The organism is Amycolatopsis sp. CFH S0740 (genome assembly GCF_004522315.1).
GTDB classification, from domain to species: Bacteria; Actinomycetota; Actinomycetes; order Mycobacteriales; family Pseudonocardiaceae; genus Amycolatopsis; species Amycolatopsis nivea.
In genome coordinates, this window is record NZ_SDLS01000005.1 from 41052 (window position 1) to 66317 (window position 25266).

The window sequence follows — 25266 nt, forward strand, 5'->3', positions numbered from 1 at the left end:
GCAGCACCGGGATTAGTCCGCCGGATCCCCGATCCAGACCGACGCCGGAAGCACATACGGCCGCAGCAGCTTGACCAGTTCCGGGTCCCCGCCGCCGTGCAGGGTTTCCTCGGTGAGCCGCCGGGCGACTCCGGCCAGGAAATCGGCCAGCTGGACCCGCGGTTCGCACCGAGAGTCGACGAATCGCCACCGCGGCACCGGATCGAGCAGCTGGGCGAGCCGGGCCGGAGTGAGGGACGGCTGCTCGTCGTGGATGACCAGTTCCGGACGCCAGAACGCGATCGTGTCGGCGAGCGCGGGCATCAACGGGTCGATCGGCGAGACGAGTCCGGGGTCGGCGAGAAGTTCGTCGCGCAGTGCGGTCACCTGCGGGCGAGCCGCGACTAGTTCGCCGAGGACGTCCGTCTGGGCGAAGAATTCGGCGGGGGTGGTCGCGGGGAGGCGGCGGTTCGAGGTGCGCAGCAGCGCGGTGAACGAGCGCAGGAATTCGGTCCAGCGCCGGGCGCCGTGAATGCGCGGGCCGTCTCGGTGCAAGGCGCGGGCGCGGTCGTCCGGACGGTGGCGCAGGCATTCCGGGTAGGGGGTCCGGTCGACGAGCAGGTCGACGATTTTGCCCGCGAGGAACAGGGTTTTGTCGACGAGCAGGACGCTGGCGGCGTCGGCGAGCGGTTCGGTGAGCAGCCACTCCAGGGCAGCGCGGTTCTTGGCGCGCAGGAGGTGGTTGGCTTTGTATTCGAGCGCGGGCGAACCGATGAATTCCCGCAGCCGCGCAACACATTCCGCGGCAGCCGCGGGCTCCAGCCGGACGGCGGCGTGCGCGAATACCGCGGTGTTCGCGCCGATCAGGTTCACGCCCTCGGAGCCGGACTCGTCGCACGCGATCGTCGGCGGCCGCACATGCCCGATCCTGCCAGGTCCGCGAGGCGGAGGCGACCCCATTTCTCCAGGGAACCCCTGAGGTGGATTCCCGGATGTGCGGGCGGCCCCGGACGTTTCACCATGAAGGGGACGGAGGGAGCCGGTCATGGTGCTCGTCGAGGAGGACGTACACGCACTGGACGACGTCCGGCGCGGGCTGGTGGTGGTCCACAACGGATTAGCCGGGGAGCGCTACCTGTGGTCGGTCGGCGGGAGGGTCCCGCTGTGGGAGACGCAGGCGATGGACCGCTTGCGCCGCCGGGGCCTGGTGAGAATCGCCCGCCGCCGAGGTGCGCCGGCGAGCCCGGTCGTGCTGACGGATCTCGGTGTTGCTGCCGCTTGAGTCCTTTGTGGACTGACTGGCTCGCGGGGGCGGGCCGGTGGGCTGGGGGTTTGAACGGCGGCTGGGGTGAAGGTGCTGGGCGGTGTGTGACCGCCGTCGTGCTCTGCCGAGACCTGGCCTGATGCGATGGCCGCCGGTACGACTCGCCACCGTTCGGAGCTGGAATACCCGCGAAGGCCGTGGCGTGCGAACTGCAGCGCAAGTCGCCGTGGTCGAGCAATCCGAACTGCTCCGGAACGAACTGCAGTACAGCCCACCTGGACGTTGCAACCCATCCCCGTCGGAGCCGCGAGGGCCGGGAACGAAACAGGCCCAGGGTGCCCCGGAGCCGCCGGGAGGGCGGTGTGCGCAGCGCTCCCGGCGGCTCCAGGGCGGTCGGGCGGCCGGGGCGGTGATCCCAGTGCACGACACCGGCGTGCGCCGACCTGGTGAGCAAGCCTTCCGGCTGGATCAGTTGCGAACTTAGCCCAGGTCCGGGGCTCGCAGGCGGCGTGTTCCCCGATCGTGTCGGCGGAACCACGCTGGTGGGCGGGTATCGATCGGGGAGTCGCCGCGAGGGCGGACGCGGTGCCGGGAGAGGCGGGGGACTGCACCGGTCGGGGAGCGGCTGTCCAGTGCGGAAGCGTCACCAGGAAAACGGGCCCGCACCGATCGGTGAGCCACCGGGAGCGCGGATGCCGTGCCGGAAGGGGCGGGGGACTGCCGCGATCGGGGAGCGGCTGTCCAGTGCGGAAGCGTCCCCAGGAAAACCGGCCCGCGCCGATCGCGGAGCCGCCGTCCACTGCGGAAGCGGCACCAGGAAAGCCGGGGCCCGCGCCGATCAGCTAAGCGGCACCAGAGCCGTTCGGAGCATCAGGAACGAGCAGTCATCGGCACCGGGCAACAAGCAACACACCTCGGCTACGCGACAATCGGGCCCGACCGGGGGGATGATCGGGGCATGGCCGGGTTCAGGGCCCGTCACCGGCGGGCGGTTGCGGACGAGGCGCTGGTCCGCGCGCTTTTCGAGGAGCATGGGCGGGCGATGCTCGCCTACGCCACCCGGCTGCTCGGCGACCGCGCGGCGGCGGAGGACGTGGTGCAGGAGGCGCTCGTCCGCGCGTGGCGGAGTCCGGACAGCCTGGTCAACGGGCGCGGGTCGGTGCGCGGGTGGTTGCTCACCGTCGTGCGGAACCTGGTGATCGACCGGTTCCGGGCGAAGGAGGCGCGGCCGCAGGAGGTGGCCGAGTCGCCGTCGGGCGGGCCGGTCGAGCGGGATCATGCCGATCAGGTCGTGGACTCGATGGTGGTGCTCGCCGCGCTCGACGGGCTTTCTCCGGAGCATCGCGAGGTCCTCGAGCAGATGTATCTGCAGGGGCGCAGCGTCGCGGAGGCGGCGGAGCGGCTCGGGATTCCGCCGGGCACGGTCAAGTCCCGCTCGTATTACGGGTTGCGGGCGTTGCGGGAGGAGTTCCGGCGAGCGGAAGGGGTGGCCGGATGAACACAGCCGACGAGCACGTCGACCTGGCGGGGTACCTGACCGGTCAGCTCGCCTCGGGCGAGCAGCGCGACGTCGAGACGCATCTGGACGGCTGCGAGCGCTGCCGGGCGGAGGCCGCGTCTCTGCGGGAGGTGCAGAGTTTCCTCGGCGAATTGCCACCGGAGGCGTTGCTGGACGGGCCGCCGGTGGGGGCGGACTTGGTGTTGCAGCGGACCGTCGGCCAGGTCCGGGCGGAGTCGAGCGCGCGGGCGGGGCGGGGGCGGTCGATGGCGATCGTCGCCGCGGTCGTGGTGGCTGCGGTCGCGTTGGGCGTCGGGGTGATGGTGGGGCGGAGTTCGTCCGGGTCCGCGGTGGCCGTGCCGACTACGCCGCCGCCGACCAGCGCGGTTCCTGGCACGCGGGTCGTTTCCGGTGCGGATGCCAGCGGCAAGACCCGGCTGACCGCGAACATCGTCCCGCAAACCGGCTGGGTGCGCGTGGACGGCTCGGTGACGGGCATTCCGGCTGGACAGAAATGCCTGCTCGTCGTGCTCAGCAAGAACGGCGAGCGGCAGGTCGCGGGCGGCTGGATGGTCTCGGAGCGGGCGGCGCGGGACGGCGCGTACCTCTACGGAACGGCGGTGATCGATCCGGCGCAGGTGGCGGCGGTGGTCATCGAGAACACCGCCGGGCACCGGTTCGTCGAGGCGGACGTCAGCTGAACCGCCGGTCGAGCCATTCGCGGGCGGACTGCCACGGCTCGTCGGCCGGGTCGATCAGCCGGAAGTGGTCGACGCCGGGAAGTTCGACGTAGTCTACGTCGTCGCCGGCCGCTGTCGCCGCGGCTATGTAGTCGCGGTTGTGCGCAGCGGGGACCCGGACGTCGGCGTCGCCCTGCACGACCAGTTGTGGGCAGCCGAGCGGGAGCTGCTGGATCGGCGACGCCGCGGGGTCGTCGCCGGTCAAGAACAATCCGGCGGCGCCTTCGCCCAGTTCCTCGGCCCGGGCGCGCGGGACGTCGGTGATCGGGGCCAGCGCGACGACCCCGGAAAGTCCGCCGGCCAGCAGCGCCAGGTGTCCGCCCGCGGAGTGTCCGATCGCGACCGTCGGCAGCTCGGCCGGTCGGTCGACGGCGGCGATCGCGGCGCGCACGTCGTCCAGGGTTCGCGGCCAGCCGCCGGTGTCGCCGTCGATGCGGCGGTACTCGACGTTCGCCACGTACCAGCCCGCGGCGACCAGGTCGGCGGCCATCGGGTCGAGCTGGTGCAGGTCGTGCCGGGCGCGCCACCATCCGCCGTGCAGCAGGATCGCGGTGCCTCGCCCGCCCGGGGTGCCGTGGAGTTCGACGAACTGGCTGGGCTCGCTGCCGTAGCGGAGGGTCTCCATGCTGGCCATTAGATCACCATCGCGCCAGCCGTTCGTGCACTCGTGCCAGCCCTTCGTGCGCCGCGCGATACGCCTCGTACAGGCCGGTCAGGTCCGTGTCCGGGGTGAAGGTGCGCTCGACGGCGACGGTCGCGGCGGCGGCAGTTTTGACGTCCGGGTACCGGTCCGCGCCGACTGCGCCGAGCAGGGCGGCACCGAGCGCTGCGCTGTCGTGCACGCGGAGGCGTTCGACGGGGCGGGACAGCGCGTCGGCGTGGAGCTGGGTCCAGAGGTCGCTGCGTGCGCCGCCGCCGGAGAAGGTGACGGACGGAAGGGTTTCGCCGCAGGCTTCTTCGACGGTTTCCAGCACGTGCCGTGCGGAGAACGCGACTCCGGTGAGGACGGCTCGCGACAGGTCCGCGGTGGTGGTGGACGAGGTCAGCCCGAGGAAGCTGCCGCGCAGATCCGGATCCCACAGCGGGGCGCGTTCGCCTTGCAGGTGCGGCAGGAAAACCACTCCGGGCCTGCCGTCCGCGGCGGAAGCGAACACGTCCGGCACGGACAGTCCGGACGCTCGGCTCCACCAGCGCACCGCGTCGCCCGCTGCTTGCGTTGGTCCGGCGTGCACGACGAGATCGCCGCGGGGCGGGAAGGTGACCAGGCCGCGGACCGATTCGTGCCGGTGCGAGGCGGCCGCGACGACCAGCGAGGTCCCGCAGGTGACCATCGCACGGCCCGGTTCTGTTGTGCGGGTACCGAAAACGGCGCCGAACGCGTCCATGGTCCCGACGACAACCGGGGCGTCGCCCAGCACGGCGGCGTGACCGAGAGGTTCCTCGGGAGCGAGCAGTTCCGGCAGCCGGTCGCCGAGTCCGTCCACGAGCGCGACCGCTTCGGGCAGATAACCCGACGCGCCCGCGATGCGCACGCCGGACAGCGGGTCGGTCGCGACGCGTCCGGTGAGCCGCGCGCCGATGAAGTCCTTGGGGCTCAGCATCCATCGCGCACGGGACCACAGCTCCGGCAGCTCGCGCGCGAACCACGCGGCGCGGGCCCCGGCGAACGACGCATCGAGCACGATCGGCCCGCCCCAGATGCGTTTTTTGTCCTCGTCGGTGAAGCGTGCATCGAGTTCCGCGGCGAGCTCCGCGCAGCGCTGGTCCTGCCAGATCACCGCCGGGGTAAGCGGCCGCAGGTCTCGGTCGACGAGAAGGTGGGTGTTGACCTGGCTGACGATCCCGGCCGCGCGCACCGCGCCGGCGGGGAGTCCGGAAAGGACCGTGTCGAGCGCGGTTTCCGTTGCGTGCCACCAGTCTTCCGGGTCCTGCTCGGCCCAGCCGGGACGCGGCCGCGCGATCGGGTAGGGCACCGAGTGCGCCGCGAGTTCCCGGCCGTCCGGCGCGAACGCCGCGACTTTCACCGCGGTCGTGCCGACATCGATGCCGAGCAGAGCTTCTTCGTCCATGCCACAGGGGTACCAGGAATTCGCTACCGTCGGAGCATGACCTCTGCCGCGGAGAATTACCTGCGCGACTACCACGATCGCAAACCGGACGCGATGTCCGTGCTGATCGAGTCCGGCCGGGTGACCGGGGACGGCCGGACGAGCTACGAGGTGCTGGCCGACCGGGTCGCGCCCGCGCGCCGGGTGCTCGATCTCGGCTGCGGCGACGGTGCGCTGCTGGCCGTTTTCGCCCGCCGTGGCGCGGAAAAGCTCGCTGGTGTGGACCTGTCCTCGGGGCAGCTGGACCTTGCCCGACAACGGCCCGAACTGGCCGACGCGAAGCTGCACCACGGCCGCGCGCAGGAACTGCCGTTCGAGGATGACAGCTACGACGCGGCTGTGTCGCACATGGCCTTCATGCTCATGGACGACCCCGAGGCGGTCGCCGCCGAGCTCGCGCGGGTGCTAGTTTCGCGCGGGACCTTCGCGTTGGTCGTCGGCGGTCCCGAATCGACGGGCGCGACGCCGGTGTTTCTCGAATTGGCCCGGCCGTTGTTCCGCGAGGTGCCCGAGGAACGACGGGCGACCTACACCGCCGAGCGGCGCACATCGAACCGCGAGGGGATCGACGAGGTGCTCGCTCCGGCCGGGTTCGCGCCGGTTTCCTGGGAGCCGTACGAGATCGACCTGACCGCCGCGCCGGACGAGGTGTGGACGTTGTGCTGCGAATCGTATTACTCGACCGACACCCTCGATGCCGCTCAACTGGCCCGGCTCCGCTCGGCCTTCTTCGCCGAAACCGAGCACCTGCGCACCGCGGACGGCCTCCTTCCGGCGGGGCTGTGCGTCAACCTGGCGAAAACGGAACTGCTGAAGTGACCGTTCGCGCTACCGTCTCGGACATGATGACGCCTGCTGAAGAGTTCCTCCGCGATTTTCACGACCGGAACCCGGCAGCCGCGTCCGAACTGGCCGAGCGGGGCCGGGTCGACGGACGCTCGGTGTACGAGGCGTTCGCCGACCACGTCGGCAAGCCGGACAGCGTGCTCGACCTCGGCTGCGGGGACGGCGCGCTGCTGGCGGTGCTCGCCGGTCGCGGTACCGGAAAGCTCGCCGGCATCGACCTTTCCGCCAAGCAGCTGGAGGTCGCGCGCGCCCGGGCCGGGCTCGCCGACGCGGACCTGCGACCCGGCCGCGCGCAGGAGCTGCCGTTCGAGGGCGACAGCTACGACGCGGTCGTGTCGCACATGGCGCTGATGCTCATGTCCGATGTCGAGAAGGTGATCGCCGAGACCGCCCGCGTGCTGCGGCCCGGCGGCGCCTTCGTGATCGGCGTGGGCGGCGGCGGGACCGACGCCCTCGAGGTGTTCCTGAAGGTCGCCCGGCCGCTCTTCGCGGTAGTGGCCGAGGACCGGCAGGTACCGACCTCCGGCGACCCGCGCAGCCGCACCCGCGAAGGCCTCGACGCGCTGCTCGGCCCGGCCGGATTCGCGCCGGTCGAATGGCACCAGCTGCGGGTGGACCTCTCCGGCACGCCGGATTCGGTCTGGCAGACCTGCCACGACACCTACTACCAGGTCGAAGCCCTGGACGAGACGCAGCTGCTGGGGCTGCGGACCGCGTTCAAGGTGGCGTCCCGGCCGCTGGTGACCCCGGACGGCACGCTCCCGGCCGGGGCGCTCGTCAACGTGGCGACGACACGGCTGACCTGACCGGTGCGCCGAACCACTGCGTGAGCGCGGTTCGGAGCGCTTCGACGTCCGGCTCGGCGTCGGTGGAGGACCAGGCGACGTAACCGTCTGGACGGATGAGCAGCGCGGTGGGTGCGCCGCCGGTCGCCGTGGTGGACACGGTGGTGACGCGGTCTTCCCATGGGGCGGCGACGTCGGCGAGCACTGCGCCGGGCGTCAGGTCCAGCAGTACCGGGCGCGCGGCTTGGTACGCGGCGGTCAGCGGGCCTGGGTCGGCGAGCGGCAAGTCGGGAGCCCACCGGCCGCTGTCCGGGTCGGTGCCGTAGTGGATGTCCGCGCCGGACATCAGGTCGGCGATGTGCTGCCGCGTATCCGGAGAGTCGAGCAGTTCGACGAAGAATTCGCGCAGCGCGGTGACTTCCGGGCCGGGAGCGACGAGCGCGCTCTGCGCCTGGGTGTGCATTACGACGCGCTCGCTCACCGGGCGGCGTTCGGCCTCGTAGCTGTCGAGCAGCCCCGGCGGAGCCCAGCCCCGCACCTCCGCGGCGAGCTTCCACGCGAGGTTCGCCGCGTCCTGCAGACCGAGGTTGAGCCCCGGGCCGCCGAGCGCGGAATGCACGTGGGCCGCGTCGCCGACCAGCAGCACCCGGCCCCGCCGGTAGGTCTCGGCGATCCGGGTGTTGCCGCCGGACAGCCTGCGCGACAGGAACGGACCGGGCCCGGACGGCGGTTCGAGCGGCAGATCGACCCCGAGCACCCGCTGCACGCTCGCGCGCAGTTCTTCCATGGTCAGCGGATCGTCCTCGGCGAAATCGGCGGCACCGCTGTGTTCGGTGACCGACAGCGCCGGGTTCGCCGGATCGAACGGCGCGAACACGAACAACCCGGTTTCCGTCCGGTGGTGCTGGAACGGCGGGATGACGCCGGTCTCCAGCTTCAGCCCGCCGGTCACCGGATCGACGAAGGACTGCGGGATCCGCACATTCGCGCTGCGGGACACGGTTTCGTCCCAGCTGACGCCGGGGAAGTCGATCCCGGCGAGCTTGCGCACCGTGCTGCGTCCGCCGTCCGCGCCGACCAGGTACTCAGCGGCGAGTTCGTAGGGCCCGTCCGGTCCCTGCACCTGCACGGTCACCGAGTTCTCGTCCTGGGTGAAGCCGGTGATTTCGTGGCCGCGGCGGAGATCGGCGCCGAGCGCGCGGACGTGCTCGATCAGCATCTGCTCCAGTTCGTGCTGCGGCTTCGGCAGGATGTACATCGGATTTCTGGGCAGATCGGCGAATTCGACCGGGAACGCGCCGAAGACGAACCGCGGGACCGGCGTGGGTTCGGGGATCTCGGCGAGCTTCTCGAACAGCCCGCGCCGGTGCAGCAGCGGCACCACCTGGCCGACGAGACCGTTGGCACGGCGCAGCCCGTCAGGTTCGGCGAGCCGTTCGAGGACGATGGGGCGGACCCCGGCGAGGCAGAGTTCGGCGGCGAGCATCAGGCCGTTCGGCCCGGCGCCCGCGATGACGATGTCGGACATGGGGATCTCCTTGCGGGATCAGGGAAGCACCTCGGCGAGCGTGTCGAACGCCCGGTGCACGATGGCGGTCAGGTCCGCGGACGGGGCGGTGCGCAGCCACTCCTGGATGACTGCCCGCAGCACGCCGCCCGCGGTGGTGGCGATGAGCTGGACGCGGAGATCGTGGACGTCCGCGCCGAGGCGTTCCGAGATCGCCTCGGCCAGTGCTTCTTCGGCCGCGACATTGGCTTTGAGGAATTCGCCCGCCAGCGCGGGTTCGGCGATCATGGCCTGGACGCCGGCCGTCCATTGCGGATCGTTGCCGCCGCCGGGGGAGGTGCCGCGGTCGGCGTCGAGCTGCATGAGCGACGCCTCCCGCAGCGCGGTCCACAGCGGTTCCGACGCCGGGCGCGCGCGGAGGTGATCAGCGATCCCGCGAGCCCGGTCCTGGTGCCGGGCGACGATCGCTTCGGCCTTGCTGGAGAAGTAGTTGTTGACGGTGCGCGGCGAAACTCCCGCTTCGCGGGCGATGTCCTCGATTGTCACGTTCGACAGACCGCGCTCGACTGTGAGCCGGACTGCCGCCCAGGAGATGTCGACCCGGGTCTCTTGGCGGCGGCGGTCTCGCAGGTTCGGTCGCTCGGTCATGAGACCACCATAGCGCGCTACTTGCGTGACGCGCAAAGTTTGCGTGTTACGCAAGTTTGAGGGCACGGAGAAGCCCGGGGCACGGATGCCCCGGGCTTCGCCGACGCGTCAGTCCTTCGTGCTCTTGAACGCGTCCTTGACCTTCTCGGCGGCCTGCTTGAGGTTGCCCTTGCCCTGCTCCGCCTTGCCTTCGGCCTGCCACTGCTCGTTGTCCGTGGCGTTGCCTACGGCTTCCTTGGCGCGGCCCTTGAGCTCTTCGGCCTTGTTCTCGGCTTTGTCGTTCACGATGGGTCCTCCCTTTCGTGCCTCGCGCTTCGGCTACCCGCTCTGCCGGGCGCCAAACTCGCGAATCGGTGCCCGGCGCGAACCGCCTCGAAACCTCGCAACCGACGTCGGCGAAGCGGCGGATTTCCCTTTGCGGTGAACGCGTTCTGTCCAGTTGCGAAGGAGTTCCCGGTCGCCGCACTGGTGAAATCGACCGAGTCAGGCTCGGCGTCGAGTGACCTAGGGCAGCACCCGGCACAGCGCCGCCAGCGCGCCCGACCACGCGCTGGCCGACGGGGTGCTGTAGCCGATCACCAGGGCGTCGCGGTCCGCGGGCACGTCGGGATGGCGGAACGCGCCGAGCCCGTGCATGGCCAGCCCCTGCCACGCGGACCCCTGCACCACCGCGTCTTCCTCGCCGGACGGGACGTCCACCAGCACCTGCAAACCGGCGGACAGCCCGGTCACCCGCGTGTTCGGTGCGTGCTCGGCCAGTGCCGCGACGAGCTGGTCGCGCCGGCGGCGGTAGTGCAGCCGCATCGCGCGGATGTGCCGGTCGTAGCTGCCCGAAGTGATGAATTCGGCCATGGCGAGCTGGTCGAGCACGCCGGAGAACGGGTCGCGGTCGCCCTTGACCTCAGCGGCGGCCCTGGCGATCCGCGGCGGCAGCACCATCCAGCCCAGCCGGAGGCCAGGGGCGAGCGCTTTGCTTGTGGTGCCAAGGTAAATCACGTGCTCCGGGTCGAGTCCCTGCATCGCGCCGACCGGGCTGCGGTCGTAGCGGAACTCGCCGTCGTAGTCGTCCTCCAGCACCAGGCCGCCGGTCCGGCGCGCCCAGTCCACCACCGCGGCACGGCGATCCGGATGCAGCGCGACGCCGGTGGGGAACTGGTGCGACGGCGTCAGCAACACCGCGCCGACGTCGGGCAGGTCGTCGAGGCGTTCGACTTTTGCGCCGTCGCCGTCCACCGGCAACTGCGGGGTGTCGAGACCGACCTTCGCGAGATGCGCGCGATGTACTTGCAGGCCGTACGACTCGACGGCGACTGCTCGCGTTTCACGTTGCTTCAGTACTTCGGCGAGCACGATGAGACTGTGCGACGTACCGGTGCAGAGCATGATCTGGTCCGGGTGTGCGCGTACGCCGCGCGTACGGGCGAGGTACGCGGCTACGGCTTCGCGTAGCTCTGGACGGCCGTACGGACCGCCGTAGCCGAACGCGTCGTCTGGCGCGTCGGTCAGGGCGCGGCGCGCGGCTTTAAGCCAGTCTGCGCGGGGGAACGCGGACAGATCGGGTTGTCCGGGGCGTAGGTCGTGCACGATTCGGTGTCGCGAAGCAGGCTTCGGCACGGCCGGTGCGGGCGCGATCTCGGAGCGCGGGGCAACCCGGGTTGCGGCGCCTTGCCGCGCGGTGAGCCAGCCTTCGGCGACGAGTTCCGCATACGCTTGCGCCACGGTGTTCCGGGCGATTCCGAGATCCGCGCCGAGCGTGCGGCTGGACGGCAGTTTCGCGCCCGGGGTGAGCCGTCCGGTGCGGATGGCGTCCCGCAGGGCCTCCATCAGACCGTCGCGCAGGCGAGGCCCGCGCAGGTCGAGGTGGAGGTCTTCACTCAGCGAACTGGCCCACTCCGCGCGCACGGAAATGGACCATAACAGAGTGCCAATCGCTCGTAGGGTCGAAGTTATGACAACGACAGAACGACTTCCGGTGCAACCGCCCCGCCTCAAGATGGCGGAACTGGCGCCCGAGGCCTACAAGACGATGATCCGCCTCGACGCCGCGACCCGGCACGGCCTCGACCCGGCGCTGCGGCAGCTGGTGCTGATCCGGGCGTCGCAGATCAACCACTGCGCCTTCTGCATCGACATGCACTCGAAGGACGCGTTGGCCGCGGGCGAAACGAGCGAGCGCGTCATCCAGCTTTCCGCATGGGAGGAGTCGAAGCACTTCTACACGGCGAAGGAGGTCGCCGCGCTGGAGCTGACCGAAGCGGTCACCGTGCTCACCGACGGCTTCGTGCCCGACGACGTCTTCGCCCGTGCCGCCGAGCATTTCGAGGACGCCGAACTGGCTCAGCTGATCGCGACGATCACCGTGATCAACGCGTGGAACCGGTTCGCGGTCACGACGCGGATGGTGCCCGGCGAATACGTTCCGGGGAAGCACTGACCTGGTGGTCTGGACCACTATGTGAGCAGGATCGCGGGACGGCATACCGCCGGTTTGCCCGGCGAAGGGAAAAGGGCGCCCGGGGTTTCGGGTGCCCTTTTCCGGGATTGGTGACTTAACCGATCCAGCGTGATTACTGAGTGTGCTTGGCTGGCCTGGTGCATCCAGAGGTGGCCAAGTAAGCAGCTGCTTAACTGCAAGGTGGGCAATGGTTTGGTGTCTTCTTGACCGCTTGTGACGGTGACTACTGACGGTGAGATTTACCCGCGAGGGTGAGGTCGATTCCGGATGCCGTAGTTAGCGTGGTCGGCGCGATCCAGGGACGGTTTCCCGGATCGCGTCCGCTCTCGCTGAAATGGGGTTCCGTGATGACCCGGGGTGACGCACCGGTGGTCTGGCTGATTGCCGGCACCCGGCCGGAGGCGATCAAAATGGCGCCGGTCGTGCAGGAGATGCGCCGGCCCGGACGGCTGGACCCGGTGCTCGTCGCGACCGGGCAGCATCCGGAGCTGGTCGACCAGGTGCTCGCCGCGTTCTCGCTGACCCCGGACCTGCGGCTCACCCTGAACCGGGTCGACGGCGGTCAGCCCGAACTGTTCTCGCAGCTGGTCACCGGCCTCGACGCGCTCGCCGCGCAGCGTCCGCCCGCGGCGGTGCTCGTGCAGGGCGACACGACGTCCACTGTGGCCGGTGCGATGGTCGCGTTCTGGCGCAAGATTCCCGTGGTGCACCTGGAAGCCGGGCTGCGCTCGTTCGATCTGCAGTCGCCGTTCCCGGAGGAGCTGAACCGGCGGCTGGTCACGCAGACCGCGAGCCTGCACCTGGCCCCGACTCCGGCGGCCGCGCAGAACCTACGTGCCGAGAGCATCGACGACAGTGTTCTCCTGGTCACCGGAAACACTGTGGTGGACGCGATTTCCCGGGTGACGGACCGTGGAGTGTCCTTTGCCGACAGTGCGGTCGCCGACTTGGTCGAGTCGGCGACGCGGGGCGAGTGCCGGTTGGTTCTGGTGACCGCGCATCGCCGGGAGTCCTGGGGCGAGCCGTTGACGCGCATTCTGTCCGCTGTGGACACGCTGCTGGCGCGGCATCCGGACGTTCGCGTGCTGCTGCCGATGCATCCGAATCCGGCTGTGCAAGAGGCGGTGCGCGAAGCGCTGGCTGGCCACCCGCGCGCGGTGCTGACCCCGGCGTTGCCGTATGAGCAGACCGCGGCGGCGATCGCGGCGAGTTCGCTTGTGCTGTCGGATTCCGGTGGCATTCAAGAAGAAGCCCCGACGTTCAAGGTTCCGGTGCTGGTGCTGCGGGACACGACGGAACGGATGGAAGCCGTCAACGCCGGGTGTGCGAAGCTCGTCGGAACGGACGCCGACCTCATTGTGGACACCGCGTCGAAGCTGTTGACCGATCCGGCGCAGCGGGCGGCGATGAGCACGCGCGCCAACCCGTTCGGCGACGGCCGGGCTGCGGAACGCACCGAACAGGCGGTGGCCTGGCTGCTCGGGCTCACCGCTGAATTGCCGGAGCCGTTCGTCCCGGAGCGGGTTGAGGTCGTGCAGTGAAGCAACGATTCCCGGCGTGGTTGCGGCTCGGGATGATTGTTGTCGCGGTGGTCAGCCTGGTGGGCGGAATCGTCGTGGTGGTCTCGGACGACGGCTCCGGTTCGGAAGCGGCGTCTCCGATCGAACCGGTGCTGCGGCAGCCGAAAATCGGCCTGGCCGGCCCGGGCGGGCGGGACGACCGGCGCACGTTGGTGCTCTTCGACGACGGGCGGCGGTTGCGGCCGAGTCCGCCTGCGACCCAGGTCGCCGAGGAGGCGCAGGCCAACGCGATCCAGACGGCGAACCTCGTTTCCCGTTCGACTGCTTGGCGAATGCTGCCCGCCGCTGACTACCGGAGCGGCCAGCTGGACGAGTACCAAGCGGTCGTCTACGTCGGCACGGTCTACGACGCGCAGCTCCCGTCCGCGTTGCTGGACGACCTGAGCCGGACCCGGCTGCCGGTGGTGTGGATGGGCAGCAACATCTGGCAGCTGTTCGATCACACGCCGGCGCTCGCCGGAAAGTGGGGTTGGACGTGGGCTCCGTTCCGGGAGGACAAAGTCACGACGGTGTCCTATCGGGACACTGACCTGCGGCGAGATCCCAATGCCGGCATCAATGTCGTGGGCGTGCGGGTGACGTCGCCGAAGACGAAGGTGCTGGCGCAGGCGAGGTCCGCTGAGGGAGTGTCGTCGCCGTGGGCGGTCCACAGTGGATCGTTCACCTATCTCGCCGAAGTGCCGTATTCGTACGTCGGTGCGGGTGATCGTTATCTGGCCGCCGCGGACATTCTCCTTGGCGTGCTCGCGCCGGACGCTCCGGCGCGTCGACGTGCTCTCGTGCGGATCGAGGACATCGGTCCGCGCACACCGCCTGCTGAAGTCCGGGCGATCACCGACTACCTCAGCGGGCACGGCGTGCCGTTCTCGCTGGCGGTGTATCCGTATTACGCGGACCCGCGTGGTGCGGCGAACGGCGGTAAGCCGACGTTCGCGCGACTGGTGGACAGTCCGGAACTTGTTGCGGCACTGCTCGATGCGGTCGCGCGGGGCGGAACCTTGGTGATGCACGGCTACAGTCACCAGTACGGTGCGACCGACAATCCATACTCGGGAACCAGCGCCGCGGACTACGAGTTCTATCGCGCGACCGTCGACCACCAGGACAACGTGCGGCTCAGCGGACCGGTGCCGGAGGATTCGCCGGAGTGGTTCCGCGGCCGCGTCGCGACTGGTCTCGCCGAGTTCGACCGGGTCGGGCTGCCTCGGCCGGATGCGTTCGAGTTCCCGCATTACGGCGGGTCCGCTGTGGACTATCAGGAGGCGGGCCGGGTCTTCCCGATGCGGTACGACCGGGGAAGCTACTACGCCGGCCAGTGCGACGGCGGCCATTGTGGACGGACCGACGTGTCCTATCGCGAGGTATACGGCCAGTTCTTCCCGTATCCGGTCCGCGACGTCTACGGGACTGTCGTGGTGCCGGAGAACGTCGGGAACGTGGCTCCGGCCAAGTTCAACCAGCACGCCGCCCGCACCGCCGACGACATCCTGGCCGACGCGAAAACCCATCGCGTGGTGACCGACAGCGTCGTCAGTTTCTACTATCACTCGTTTCTCGGCATCGGCGACCTCCGGAAGGTGGTCGAAGGCATCGAGGGGCTCGGCTATCGCTTCGTGTCCCCGGCCGCCGTCGCTGCTTGAGTTTGTTCTGGAAGGAAAAGAAATGTCTGTCACCCGGGTCGCTCCTGCCGTCGTGTCCGCCGCCGCGATCGGTGTCGCGCCGTTCCACGGGGTGCTGTGGTTTGTCCTGTCAGCGGCCGGATTCGTCGCGATGGCGTTCACCGTCCGTTCGGTCCGGCTGCGTGCCAGCGGTTCCCGGGGCCGGCACACGGCATGACGCAGCCGTGGTGGTTCGTGCTGCTGCTCTGCTGGTGGCCGGTCCACAACCTGGTACTGGCGGCCTTCGCCTGGCGCGCACCGCGGCCCGCGACTGAACGCGCGTCGCGTCCGTTGCTGTTCTGGATCGTTATTCCGGCGTTGAACGAAGAACGCGTTATCGCCAACACGGTGCGCAACGCGTTACGGCTGGGAACGCCCGAAACTCCGGTGCGAGTGCTGGTGATCGATGACGGATCTGATGACGCTACGCCAGAGGTCGTCGCGGGCATCGCTGATGATCGGTTGCATGTGCTGCGGCGTGACTTGCCGCAGGCGCGACGCGGAAAGGGCGAAGCGCTCAACGCGGGTTATCGCTACATCGACGCCATTGCCGAGCGGGAGGGCACGGTTTCCCAGACTGTCGTGGGCATCATCGACGGTGACGGGCGCGGCAGCGCGGGGCTGCTCACTGAGGTGGCGGCGATGCTGCGCAGCCGCGGCGTCGGTGCGGTGCAGTGTCGGGTGCGAATCCACAATAGACACCGGTTGCTGGCGTTGTTGCAGGACTTGGAATTCGGCGCGATCGCGGATGCTTCGCAGTCGTTGCGGGACGTGCTCGGCAGTGTCGGGATGGGCGGCAACGGGCAGTTCACGCGACTGTCCGTGTTGCGGAAGTTCGGGCCGTCTCCGTGGAGCGACTGCCTGGTCGAGGATCTTGAACTGGGCCTGCGGCTGCACCTGGCCGGAGTGCGGATCCGGTACACGCAACGGGCTTGGGTGACCCAGCAGGGGCTGGAAGACGCGCGCCGCCTGCTTCGGCAGCGGACCCGGTGGGCGCAAGGGAATCTTCAGTGTTCACGGCATTTGCGCAGTCTCGCGACCTCTCGATTCATTGCCGGGACCGGATTGTTCGACTTCCTGGTCTACCTGGTCGTGCCGTGGCTGACTGTTCCGCTGTCGTTGATCGCCGCGGGGCTGCTGGTGATCGTGCCGGCGGCGTTGCTGACCGGGAACACGTTCGGCGGGTTGGTCGCGGAGACCGGGAACCTGGCGCAGGCGGTGGCGTGGTGGCTGGCTGCCTTGCTGCTGCCCGGGATCATGTGGGCGATCGTCTACTTTGTCCGGTTGCGCGACGAACCCCTGCATCGGGCGTTGCTGGCCGGGTTGTGCTATCCGGCGTTCCTGTTGCTCGGCGTGCTGGCGACGTGGCGGGCGGTGTTCCGGATCGTCTTGAAGCGGAACGTGTGGGCGAAAACGGAAAGGCTGGCAGAGTTGCCAGCCTGACCGTCCTCAGAGAGTGCGCAGCAGTCGCACGGGGTTTTCGATGCAGTCGGCGACGAAGCGGAGGAATCCGCCCGCGGTGCCGCCGTCGCAGACGCGGTGGTCGAACGCCAGCGTCAGCTCGGTGATCTTGCGCGCGGTGACCTGACCGTCCACAATCCACGGCCGGTCGATGATGCGGCCGATGCCGAGGATCGCCACCTCCGGGTAGTTGATGATGGCGGCCGAACCGTCCACTCCGAACACGCCGTAGTTGTTCACGGTGAACGTGCCGCCGGTGAGGTCGGCAGGAGCGAGACGTCCGGCGCGGGCCTGTTCGGTGCGGTCGGCGAGCGCGGCGGAGAGGTCTTCCAGGGTGTGCTGGTGCGCGTTCTGGACGACCGGGACGACCAGACCGCGGTCGGTCTGCGCGGCGAATCCGAGGTGTACCGCGGACGGGATGACGATCTCGTCGCCTTCCAGATGCGCGTTCAGCTCGGGGAATCGGCGCAGCCCCGTGACGGCGAACCGGCCTATGAGCGCGAGCAGGCTGATCTTCGGGGCGTGCGGATCGCTGTTGAGCGCGGTGCGCAACTGAAGCAGTTCGGTCGCGTCGACATCCACCCAGACGGTCGCCTCGGGGATCTCGCGGCGGGAGCGGGCGAGTTTGTCGGCGACGGTTTTGCGCAGGCCGCGCAGGGGGATTCGTTGCTCGTCCGAGGTGGTGGCTGCTGGGGTTTCGGTGGCGGCGATCGCGCGTTCGACGTCGGCGCGGCTCACGATGCCGTCGGTGCCGGTTCCGGTGAGCGTGTGAAGGTCTACTCCGGACTCGCGGGCGAGGCGGCGGACCAGCGGCGACACGACACGAATACGGTCCGAAGTGGACTTTGGCGCAAGAACCGGTGCGGTCGTCGGCGCCTTGGTGCCGCGCGGCCGCCGCGCGCGCCGAGTGCGGGTTTGGCTGGTGCCGTATCCGATCAGGACGTTCCCGCTGCCCTCCGGCGTCACGACGCCGGGTTCGGTGAAGTCCGCGGCACTGTCCACTGTGATCAACGGGCTGCCGACAGTCAGTACTTCGCCCGCTGCTCCGTGCAGGGTCGCGACTCGGCCCGCGAACGGCACCGGAACCTCGACGCTCGCCTTCGCGGTCTCGACCTCCACGACGGTCTGGTCCACGGTGACGGTGTCGCCGACCGCGACGTGCCACGCGACGATCTCCGCCTCGGTCAGGCCTTCGCCGAGGTCCGGCAGTTTGAAGACGGCCATCACTTCTCCCCGTCGAGCGGTGCCGCGTCGTCCCACTGGAGGCGTTCGATCGCGTCCAGGATCCGGTCGACGCCCGGCAGGTGGTGCTGTTCCAGATTCGGTGCGGGATAAGGAATGTCGAATCCGGCGACGCGCAGCACCGGCGCTTCCAGGTAATGGAAACAGTGCTCGGAAAGCTGCGCGGCGACTTCGGCGCCGTAACCGCAGAATCGGCTCGCCTCGTGCACCACGATCGCGCGACCGGTGCGCTGCACGGACGCGGCGACTGTTTCCAGATCGAATGGCGCGAGGCTGCGAAGATCGATTACCTCGGCGTCGTAGCCTTCTTCGGCGGCCGCATCGGCAGCTTCGAGCGTGGTGCCGAGTGCGCCGCCGTAGGAAATGAGGGTGACGTCGCTGCCCGCGCGGCGAATCACCGCTTTGTCGAGACCGGGCGAACGGCGTTGCGGGTCAACGGTTCCCTTTTCCCAATACCGGCGCTTGGGTTCCAGGAAAATGACCGGGTCCGGGCTGTCGATCGCTTCGCGGAGCAGGGTGTAGGCGTCGTCCGGCGTGGCCGGGGTGACGACGCGCAGGCCGGCCGTGTGCGTGTAGTAGACCTCGGACGAGTCGCAGTGGTGCTCGACGCCGCCGATGCCGCCGCCGTAGGGCACGCGGATCACCACGGGCAGTTCGACCTGGCCCTTGGTGCGGTTGCGGAGTTTGGCGAGGTGGCTGGTGATCTGCTCGAACGCGGGGTAGGCGAACGCGTCGAACTGCATCTCGATCACCGGGCGCAGGCCGTTCATCGCCATCCCGATCGCGGTGCCGACGATGCCCGATTCGGCGAGCGGCGAGTCGAAGACGCGAGCGTCGCCGAAGCGCACGGCGAGTCCGTCGGTGACGCGGAAGACGCCGCCGAGCGTGCCGACGTCCTCGCCGAAGACGAGCACGCGTTCGTCCTCGGCCAGTGCGTCGGCGAGCGCGCGGTTGAGCGCCCCGGCGAGCGACAGCGTCGTGTCCAGAGTGGCGGTCATGCCTGGTCCTCGGTGTTCTCGTGCGCCAGTTCGGCGGCCTGCTGGCGCAACGCGGCGGTCGGTTCGGCGTAGACGTGCCGGAAGAGGTCCGCCGGGTCGAGCTCGGTGTCGACGTTCATCCGCTCGCGCAGCGCCGCTGCTTCTTCTTCGGCGCGTGCGTCGATCTCCTGCTGCACCTTGTCGTCGAGGAGGCCGCGGTCGGTGAGGTACTGCTTGAGGCGGCTGATCGGGTCGCGCGTGAGCCACTGCTCCACTTCGGCCTTCTCGCGGTAGCGCGTCGCGTCGTCGGCGTTGGTGTGCGACTCCATGCGATAGGTGACAGCTTCGATGAGCGTCGGTCCTTCGCCAGCCGCGGCGCGTGCGACAGCCTGCTCGACGACAGCGTGTACGGCGGCAGCGTCGTTGCCGTCAACGAGCACGGAGGGCATGCCGTAGCCGACGCCCTTGTACGCGAGCGAAGGAGCGGCGGTCTGCTTCTCGAGCGGGACGCTGATGGCGTAGCCGTTGTTCTGTACGAGGAAGACCACCGGTGCCTTCCAGACAGCGGCGAAGTTCAGCGCTTCGTGCGTGTCGCCTTCGCTGGTGGCACCGTCGCCGACGAGAACGAGCGAGACCGTGTCCTCGCCCTTCACACGCGCCGCGTGCGCGAAGCCGACCGCGTGCAGCGTGTTGGTGGCGAGAGGCGTGCACTGCGGGGCGACGTTGGCGCGGTACGGGTCGTAGCCGCAGTGCCAGTCGCCGCGCAGCAGCGTGAGCACCTCGACCGGGTCGACGCCGCGCGCGACGACGGCCATCGAGTCGCGGTAGGTGGGGAAAAGCCAGTCCTGCGGGCGAAGCGCGAGGATCGAGCCGATCTCGGCGGCCTCCTGCCCGCGCGCCGACGGGTACACCGCGAGCCGGCCCTGTTTGGTGAGCGCGGTGGCCTGGGTGTCGAAGCGGCGTCCGGAAACCATGCCGCGGTAGAGGCGGAGGAGGACGTCGTCCGCGGGCATCGCGAGCGCCGGGTCGGGCGCGGGCGTGCCGTCGGCGGTCACGAGGCCGAGCGGCTCGTCGCTGGGCAGGAAACAGGACGCGGCAGTGCGTTCCGTAGTGGTCACCGACAGCTCCCATCGACAAAGACGAGTAGGCCCTGATACTCGCTGTCGGGCGATCAGGGATCCAGACTTGACGGAGAACTGTGGAATGATGGCCTGGATGGCGGGTTGTAGTTGGACGATTGGCTTGCGAGGTAGCGCGGATGTCCCAGCCGAGTGGACAAATGGCAGCGGCGCTGGACGAGGTCGACCTGAAACTCATCGCTGAGCTGAAGAAAGACGGCCGTGCCTCGATGCGCGCCCTCGCCGAGCGCGCGCACATTTCGCGGGCCGGTTGCTACACGCGAGTGGAGCGGCTGCACCGCGAGGGCGTGATCACGGGGTACGCGGCGGTCACCGATCCGCGCCGGATGGGGCAGGGCCTGGCGGCGTACGTGTACTTGAAGGTCACGCAGAACTCGTGGCGCACGGTGAGCGCGGAGCTCAAGCACATCCCGGAAATCGAACACGGCGGCCTGGTGTCCGGCGACAACGACCTGATCCTGTTCGTGCGGACCCGCGACGCGGACAGCCTGCGGGACTTGGTGTTCGAACGGTTGCAGAACATGCCGGACGTGCTCTCGACGCACACCGTGCTGGTCTTCGACGAGCTGTGAGCCTTCGTCAGGCCGGTTTCACCAGGTAGACGGCGAGCTGGTAGACCCCGGTGGCTTCGAACGGCATCGGCGTGCGGCGGTATCCAGCGCGTTCGTAGAGGGCGATGTTGCGTTCGCTGGACGCACCGGTGAAGAGGACGAACTGCTTCGTCTCCGGCGGAGCGTGCCGCTCGGCGTGTTCGAGGAGGAGCCGCCCGAGGCCGCGCCCGGCGAGATCGGGCGCGACCATCAAACGGCCGATCTCCCAGCCGCCGTCCTCGACGGTGCGGGCGCGGACCGCCCCGACGAGCCGGTGTCCCTGTCGGACGATCCAGCTGCGCCAGGTCTTGATCGCCTCGCGGACCTCGGCGAGGTCCTCCCTCAGTGCGGGATGCTCCAGGGTGTTGTTGAGCAGGGCTTCCTGCACCCAGCAACACCGCTGGAGCACCATCAGCTCAGCGGCGTCGTCGGGGGTCGCGGGGAGCAGGGTCGCGCCGGGGAGGGTTTCGAGGTCCACCTGTTCTGTTCTAGCACCGGTTCAGGGGAGTCGGGGTTCACGAGCCAAGAACGAACTCCGTGCCGAACGGATCCTTGATGGTCACCATGCGTCCGTAGGGGCTGTCATGTGCCTCGACGACCTCTCCGCCGTGCTCGACCGCCCGTGCGCCTGCCGCGTCGGCGTCGGTGGCGAGGAGCAGGGTGCCCCAGGCCGGTGCCGCGGTGGACGGGTCGCCGAAGACGCCGCCGATTTCGTGGCCGTCCGGGCGGCGGAGGAAGGTGAAGTCGACGCCGGGCAGGTCGTCGTTGCCGTCGAGGGTGAAGGCGAAGACCTCGCAGTAGAAGTCGCGTGCTGGTTTGGGGGCTGGCGTGACGAGGTCGTTGCGCAGCAGAGTGCTGGGTTCGTTGACGAGGCGGGCACCGGGGAGCTCGCGGCCTTGCCAGAGCCCGAACCGCGCGCCGGTCGGATCTTCCGCGAGGGCGACGCGGGCGTGCTCTCCGTCGTCGTGGGGTTGGTCGAGGAGCTTGCCTCCCGCGTTGGTGACGGTTTTGGCGGTGCCGTCGCAGTCGTCGGTCGCGAAGTAGACGGTCCAGGCTGGTCGCGGGTCGGTTCCTTGGCGCAGGCCGGCGACGGGTAGGTCACGCAGCAGGCAGTGGTCGCCGTCGAAGGTCCAGCCGAGGACAGCGCCGTAGAAGCGCTGCGCGCGGTCCAGGTCTGGCACGGCGAGGTCGATCCAGGTCGGGGTGCCGAGCGGCTGGTTGCGGTCGACGGTGCTCATCGGGGTCCCTTCGTCGGTGATGGCGGCGACGCTAGGGCCGATCGCGGACAGCTGCGGTCCTCGGCCGCTCACCATGTGAGAGGCAGTGGCCGCGCCCGGCCCGGGGCACGCATTCTGGAGGGGCACCCCGGATCTGGAATGGCAGGCGAGAATGAGCACGTCCCCGCTCGAAAACCCCGCTTGGGCCGCGTTGAGCGGCCCGCACGCTTCGTTCGCGGAGCAGAAGGGGCAGGTGCTGCGGTATCCGGTGGATGTCTCTCCGTTCCTCGCCGTGCCGGACCAGCCGGACGAACACGTGTGGCACGACATCGCCGACCTCGTCGGACCGGGCGCGTCGACGGTCGTGGTCGGGAAGGTCGGGACGCCGCCGCCCGCGGGCTGGACGGTGGAGTCCGAGATCGCCGGTGTGCAGATGGACGGTTCGGCCGCCCCCGCTGCCGCCGACCCGGAAGCGGTGCGGCTGACCGAGGCGGACGTGCCGGAAATGCTCGACCTGGTGTCGCGGACGAAGCCCGGCCCGTTCCTGCCCCGGACGATCGCCCTGGGCGCCTACCTGGGCATCCGCCGCGACGGTGCACTGGTGGCGATGGCGGGCGAGCGGCTGCACGTGCCGGGGTGGACGGAGATCAGCGCGGTGTGCACCGACCCGGCGTTCCAAGGACAGGGCTTGGCGGCCCGGCTGGTCCTCGCGGTGGCCGCGGGGATCCGGGAGCGCGGCGAGCTGCCGTTCCTCCACGCGGCCGGGACGAATACCGGCGCGATCCGGTTGTACGAGAAGCTGGGGTTCCGGCTTGCTCGCGGGATGCAGTTCGGCGTCTATCGGGCTCCCTCGCTGTAGTTGGCGGTTCCGGCGGGCGGTGCAGTTGGTCGCGGTGGCCGACCTGCACCAGGTTGGCGTGCGTGATGCCAGCCATCGCTGACGGTTCTTCGGCGGAGACTCCTTTCGGCCTAGGGGCGGACCTGACTGTCCATTGTGGATCTAGGGGGAGTTAGGGGTCGTTGCGCGCGGTGGGCGCGGTTACCGTGGGTCGGCGAAGAAGGATCCGTGGCCGGGTCGTCCCGGCGCAGACGTCGGAAAGGCGGTGGGACGACATGACGGGTAGCGCGAATTCCGACGAGGACAGCTGGTTTCGCCGCTTCCACACGTCGCCCGAGGCGAAGGCAAGGCTGGTGTGCTTGCCGCACGCCGGAGGTTCGGCTCCGTTCTACTTCCCGGTTTCGCGGGCGCTGACGCCGGACATCGAGGTGCTGGCAGTGCAGTACCCGGGCCGCCAGGACCGGCGGCACGAACCGTTCCTGACCACCGTCGACGCGCTGGCCGACCGGATCGCCGAGCTGCTGCGCGGCCGCGACGACCTGCCGCTCGCGCTGTTCGGGCACAGCATGGGCGCGATGATCGCCTTCGAGGTGACCCGGCGGCTGGAGGCCGCAGGCACCGAGGTGCACACGCTTTTCGTCTCCGGACGCCGGGCCCCGACGCGGCTTCGCAACGAGAACGTGCACACCCGCACCGACGACGGCGTGATCGACGAACTGCGCCGGTTGAGCGGCACCGAAATGGACCTGCTCGGCGACGACGACGTCGTGCGGATGATCCTTCCCGTGGTGCGCAACGACTATCGCGCCGTGGAGACCTACCAGTACCAGCCGGGCGCACCGCTCGCCGCCCCGGTGGTCGCGTTCACCGGCACCGCCGACCCGGTCGCCTCGGTGGACGAGGTCCGGTCGTGGAGCGAGCACACTTCGGCGGACTTCGAGCTGGTCCCGCTCGCCGGCGGGCATTTCTTCCTGACCCGGCACCAGGACGTGATTCTCCGGCACTTGACCGATCGGCTTGTCGACAAGGGGCGTGCACATGTCTGAGGCACTGGCGGTCGGATTCGACAGCAAGCTCGAGGAACTGCGGGAGATCAAGGAGGCCGCGCGCCGCGGTCCGGACGACGTTGCGACCGCTCGGCAGCACGACCGCGGCAAGTTGACCGCGCACGAGCGCATCGAGCTGCTTCTCGACCCAGGTTCGTTCACCGAGATCGAGTCCTTGCGCCGGCACCGCGCGACGGCTTTCGGTCTCGAACACCGCAAACCGTACTCGGACGGCGTGGTGTGCGGCTGGGGAACGGTGTACGGACGCACGGTTTTCGTGTACGCCCACGACTTCCGCATCTTCGGCGGCGCGCTCGGCGAGGCGCACGCGCAGAAGATCCACAAGGTGATGGACCTCGCCGCGACGGCCGGGGCTCCGTTGGTGTCGCTGAACGATGGGGCCGGTGCGCGGATTCAGGAGGGCGTGACGGCGCTCGCCGGGTACGGCGGGATTTTCCAGCGCAACACCCGGTCTTCGGGAGTCATCCCGCAGATCTCGGTGATGCTCGGCCCGTGCGCGGGCGGTGCCGCTTATTCGCCCGCGTTGACGGATTTCGTCTTTATGGTGCGCGAAACCTCGCAGATGTTCATCACCGGCCCGGACGTGGTGCACGCGGTGACCGGTGAAGAGATCACCCAGAACGGTCTCGGCGGCGCGGACGTGCACGCCTCGACATCGGGGGTCGCCGCGTTCGTTTACGACGACGAGCCCAGCTGTCTCGAGGATGTGCGGTACCTGATTTCGTTGCTGCCGTCTAACAACAACGAGGTGCCGCCGGTGGAGCCGACGGCCGATCCGGTGGATCGCCGCACGGACAAGCTGCTCGATGTGGTGCCGACGGACGCGGCTCGCGCGTACGACATGTGTGCGGTGATCGAGGAAATCGTCGACGACGGCGAGTTTCTCCAGGTGCACGCCGGTTGGGCGACGAACGTAGTGTGCGCCTTGGCGCGCCTCGACGGGCACGTGGTCGGGATCGTGGCGAACCAGCCGGCGACGCTCGCGGGGGTGCTCGACATCGAGGCGAGCGAGAAGGCCGCGCGGTTCGTGCAAACCTGCGACGCGTTCAACATTCCGCTGGTGACGCTGGTCGACGTGCCGGGTTTCCTGCCCGGGGTGGACCAGGAACACGGCGGCATCATCCGGCACGGTGCGAAGCTGCTGTACTCCTACTGCAACGCGACGGTGCCGCGGGTGCAAGTGATCCTGCGGAAGGCTTATGGCGGCGCGTACATCGTGATGGACTCGCGTTCGATCGGCGCGGACGTTTCGCTCGCGTGGCCGACTAACGAGATCGCGGTGATGGGTGCCGAGGGCGCGGCGAACGTGATCTTCCGCCGCGAGATCAACGCTGCCGACGACCCGGAGGCGGTGCGGCGGCAGAAGATCAAGGAATACAAGACCGAGCTGATGCATCCGTACTACGCGGCTGAACGCGGACTGGTCGACGACGTGATCGAGCCCGGCCGGACGCGGGAGATGTTGATCCGGTCGCTGTCGATGTTGCGGGCCAAGCACGCCGACGTTCCGGCGCGCAAGCACGGGAACCCGCCGATGTGATGGCGGCCCGGGTCGCGCGGTTAGGGACGGGGGATGTGATGGGGGCGGCGGAGTTGGAGGTTCTTGCCTCGGTTGGCGAGTCGGGCGGTGCGCGGAAGGGGTCCGGCGGGGTGTCGGGTGGTTCTGG

The 25266-nt window shown here is 69.4% G+C and carries 26 protein-coding genes; 14 read left to right on the forward strand and 12 right to left on the reverse strand.

What is annotated here, in order from left to right:
• Positions 1-12: 12 nt before the first annotated feature.
• The gene (locus tag EIZ45_RS10795) at positions 13-897 is read right to left on the reverse strand and encodes a hypothetical protein (RefSeq protein ID WP_134667413.1); all 885 of its coding nucleotides are present in this window, start codon (positions 895-897) and stop codon (positions 13-15) included.
• A 127-nt stretch (positions 898-1024) separates the two neighbouring features.
• Here EIZ45_RS10795 and EIZ45_RS10800 point away from each other — a divergent pair, with 127 nt between their 5' ends.
• From EIZ45_RS10800 to EIZ45_RS10810, 3 genes are all read left to right on the forward strand, one after another.
• Positions 1025-1261, forward strand: a complete 237-nt coding sequence (locus EIZ45_RS10800) for a hypothetical protein (protein WP_134667412.1) — start codon at positions 1025-1027, stop codon at positions 1259-1261.
• Positions 1262-2201: 940 nt separating this feature from the next.
• Positions 2202-2741 carry a sigma-70 family RNA polymerase sigma factor gene (locus EIZ45_RS10805; protein WP_037810598.1) on the forward strand — a complete coding sequence of 180 codons (540 nt, stop codon included), beginning with the start codon at positions 2202-2204 and terminating at the stop codon, positions 2739-2741.
• A complete protein-coding gene (locus EIZ45_RS10810; protein WP_037810597.1) occupies positions 2738-3442 on the forward strand; it encodes an anti-sigma factor in 705 nt (234 codons plus the stop codon). Before EIZ45_RS10805 ends, EIZ45_RS10810 begins: the two co-directional genes overlap by 4 nt.
• Here the strand turns inward: EIZ45_RS10810 and EIZ45_RS10815 are convergent.
• Together EIZ45_RS10815 and EIZ45_RS10820 are read right to left on the reverse strand one after the other, a co-directional pair.
• Positions 3435-4106 (reverse strand): S9 family peptidase, encoded by a 672-nt coding sequence (locus EIZ45_RS10815; RefSeq protein WP_240690840.1) that lies wholly within the window; start codon positions 4104-4106, stop codon positions 3435-3437. The genes EIZ45_RS10810 and EIZ45_RS10815 overlap by 8 nt on opposite strands.
• Before the next feature lie 13 nt (positions 4107-4119).
• Positions 4120-5550 carry an FGGY-family carbohydrate kinase gene (locus EIZ45_RS10820; protein WP_134667411.1) on the reverse strand — a complete coding sequence of 477 codons (1431 nt, stop codon included), beginning with the start codon at positions 5548-5550 and terminating at the stop codon, positions 4120-4122.
• Positions 5551-5586: 36 nt separating this feature from the next.
• On the opposite strand from EIZ45_RS10820, the gene EIZ45_RS10825 reads away from it, so the two are divergent.
• A complete protein-coding gene (locus EIZ45_RS10825; protein WP_134667410.1) occupies positions 5587-6408 on the forward strand; it encodes a class I SAM-dependent methyltransferase in 822 nt (273 codons plus the stop codon).
• A 23-nt stretch (positions 6409-6431) separates the two neighbouring features.
• Positions 6432-7241, forward strand: a complete 810-nt coding sequence (locus tag EIZ45_RS10830; RefSeq protein WP_134667409.1) for a class I SAM-dependent methyltransferase — start codon at positions 6432-6434, stop codon at positions 7239-7241.
• Here EIZ45_RS10830 and EIZ45_RS10835 read toward each other — a convergent pair.
• From EIZ45_RS10835 to EIZ45_RS10850, 4 genes are all read right to left on the reverse strand, one after another.
• The gene (locus EIZ45_RS10835; protein WP_134667408.1) at positions 7213-8748 is read right to left on the reverse strand and encodes an FAD-dependent monooxygenase; all 1536 of its coding nucleotides are present in this window, start codon (positions 8746-8748) and stop codon (positions 7213-7215) included. The two genes, EIZ45_RS10830 and EIZ45_RS10835, sit on opposite strands and share 29 nt — an antisense overlap.
• A gap of 18 nt (positions 8749-8766) precedes the next feature.
• Positions 8767-9375 (reverse strand): TetR/AcrR family transcriptional regulator, encoded by a 609-nt coding sequence (locus tag EIZ45_RS10840; protein ID WP_134667407.1) that lies wholly within the window; start codon positions 9373-9375, stop codon positions 8767-8769.
• A 108-nt stretch (positions 9376-9483) separates the two neighbouring features.
• Positions 9484-9660 (reverse strand): CsbD family protein, encoded by a 177-nt coding sequence (locus EIZ45_RS10845; protein WP_009082264.1) that lies wholly within the window; start codon positions 9658-9660, stop codon positions 9484-9486.
• Between the two features lie 219 nt (positions 9661-9879).
• A complete protein-coding gene (locus EIZ45_RS10850) occupies positions 9880-11277 on the reverse strand; it encodes a PLP-dependent aminotransferase family protein (RefSeq protein ID WP_134667406.1) in 1398 nt (465 codons plus the stop codon).
• Between the two features lie 46 nt (positions 11278-11323).
• Between EIZ45_RS10850 and EIZ45_RS10855 the strand changes: the two genes are divergently transcribed.
• The 5 genes from EIZ45_RS10855 (at position 11324) to EIZ45_RS10870 (ending at position 16511) form a co-directional block, all read left to right on the forward strand.
• Entirely contained in the window at positions 11324-11809 is a 486-nt protein-coding gene (locus tag EIZ45_RS10855) for a carboxymuconolactone decarboxylase family protein (RefSeq protein ID WP_037810590.1), read from the forward strand.
• 368 nt (positions 11810-12177) lie between these two features.
• Positions 12178-13371 (forward strand): non-hydrolyzing UDP-N-acetylglucosamine 2-epimerase, encoded by a 1194-nt coding sequence (gene wecB, locus EIZ45_RS10860; RefSeq protein ID WP_167756404.1) that lies wholly within the window; start codon positions 12178-12180, stop codon positions 13369-13371.
• Positions 13368-15050 carry a DUF2334 domain-containing protein gene (locus EIZ45_RS10865; RefSeq protein ID WP_240690839.1) on the forward strand — a complete coding sequence of 561 codons (1683 nt, stop codon included), beginning with the start codon at positions 13368-13370 and terminating at the stop codon, positions 15048-15050. Before wecB ends, EIZ45_RS10865 begins: the two co-directional genes overlap by 4 nt.
• Before the next feature lie 22 nt (positions 15051-15072).
• Positions 15073-15246 carry a hypothetical protein gene (locus tag EIZ45_RS46065; RefSeq protein WP_167756405.1) on the forward strand — a complete coding sequence of 58 codons (174 nt, stop codon included), beginning with the start codon at positions 15073-15075 and terminating at the stop codon, positions 15244-15246.
• The gene (locus tag EIZ45_RS10870; RefSeq protein ID WP_134667405.1) at positions 15243-16511 is read left to right on the forward strand and encodes a glycosyltransferase family 2 protein; all 1269 of its coding nucleotides are present in this window, start codon (positions 15243-15245) and stop codon (positions 16509-16511) included. Before EIZ45_RS46065 ends, EIZ45_RS10870 begins: the two co-directional genes overlap by 4 nt.
• Before the next feature lie 6 nt (positions 16512-16517).
• On the opposite strand, the gene EIZ45_RS10875 is transcribed toward EIZ45_RS10870, so the two are convergent.
• From EIZ45_RS10875 to pdhA, 3 genes are read right to left on the reverse strand one after another with little or no spacing between them, the layout of a single operon-like run.
• Positions 16518-17753, reverse strand: a complete 1236-nt coding sequence (locus tag EIZ45_RS10875) for a dihydrolipoamide acetyltransferase family protein (RefSeq protein WP_134667404.1) — start codon at positions 17751-17753, stop codon at positions 16518-16520.
• Entirely contained in the window at positions 17753-18769 is a 1017-nt protein-coding gene (locus EIZ45_RS10880; RefSeq protein ID WP_167756406.1) for an alpha-ketoacid dehydrogenase subunit beta, read from the reverse strand. The genes EIZ45_RS10875 and EIZ45_RS10880 overlap by 1 nt, the downstream gene beginning before the upstream one ends.
• The gene (gene pdhA / locus EIZ45_RS10885) at positions 18766-19866 is read right to left on the reverse strand and encodes a pyruvate dehydrogenase (acetyl-transferring) E1 component subunit alpha (RefSeq protein WP_134667403.1); all 1101 of its coding nucleotides are present in this window, start codon (positions 19864-19866) and stop codon (positions 18766-18768) included. Before pdhA ends, EIZ45_RS10880 begins: the two co-directional genes overlap by 4 nt.
• Before the next feature lie 140 nt (positions 19867-20006).
• Between pdhA and EIZ45_RS10890 the strand changes: the two genes are divergently transcribed.
• Positions 20007-20459: an Lrp/AsnC family transcriptional regulator gene (locus tag EIZ45_RS10890; protein WP_240690838.1), complete on the forward strand. Its 453-nt coding sequence runs from the start codon at positions 20007-20009 to the stop codon at positions 20457-20459.
• A gap of 7 nt (positions 20460-20466) precedes the next feature.
• Here the strand turns inward: EIZ45_RS10890 and EIZ45_RS10895 are convergent, their stop codons facing one another.
• Together EIZ45_RS10895 and EIZ45_RS10900 are read right to left on the reverse strand one after the other, a co-directional pair.
• Positions 20467-20955 carry a GNAT family N-acetyltransferase gene (locus tag EIZ45_RS10895; protein ID WP_106961461.1) on the reverse strand — a complete coding sequence of 163 codons (489 nt, stop codon included), beginning with the start codon at positions 20953-20955 and terminating at the stop codon, positions 20467-20469.
• A 37-nt stretch (positions 20956-20992) separates the two neighbouring features.
• Complete coding sequence (locus EIZ45_RS10900) at positions 20993-21715, reverse strand: VOC family protein (RefSeq protein ID WP_134667402.1); 723 nt, start codon at positions 21713-21715, stop codon at positions 20993-20995.
• A gap of 151 nt (positions 21716-21866) precedes the next feature.
• On the opposite strand from EIZ45_RS10900, the gene EIZ45_RS10905 reads away from it, so the two are divergent.
• The 3 genes from EIZ45_RS10905 to EIZ45_RS10915 all read left to right on the forward strand — a co-directional run bounded on the left by EIZ45_RS10905 (position 21867) and on the right by EIZ45_RS10915 (position 25139).
• Positions 21867-22553 carry a GNAT family N-acetyltransferase gene (locus EIZ45_RS10905; protein WP_134667401.1) on the forward strand — a complete coding sequence of 229 codons (687 nt, stop codon included), beginning with the start codon at positions 21867-21869 and terminating at the stop codon, positions 22551-22553.
• Between the two features lie 254 nt (positions 22554-22807).
• Positions 22808-23578, forward strand: a complete 771-nt coding sequence (locus EIZ45_RS10910) for a thioesterase II family protein (RefSeq protein ID WP_134667400.1) — start codon at positions 22808-22810, stop codon at positions 23576-23578.
• The gene (locus tag EIZ45_RS10915; protein WP_134667399.1) at positions 23571-25139 is read left to right on the forward strand and encodes an acyl-CoA carboxylase subunit beta; all 1569 of its coding nucleotides are present in this window, start codon (positions 23571-23573) and stop codon (positions 25137-25139) included. Before EIZ45_RS10910 ends, EIZ45_RS10915 begins: the two co-directional genes overlap by 8 nt.
• Positions 25140-25266: the final 127 nt, after the last annotated feature.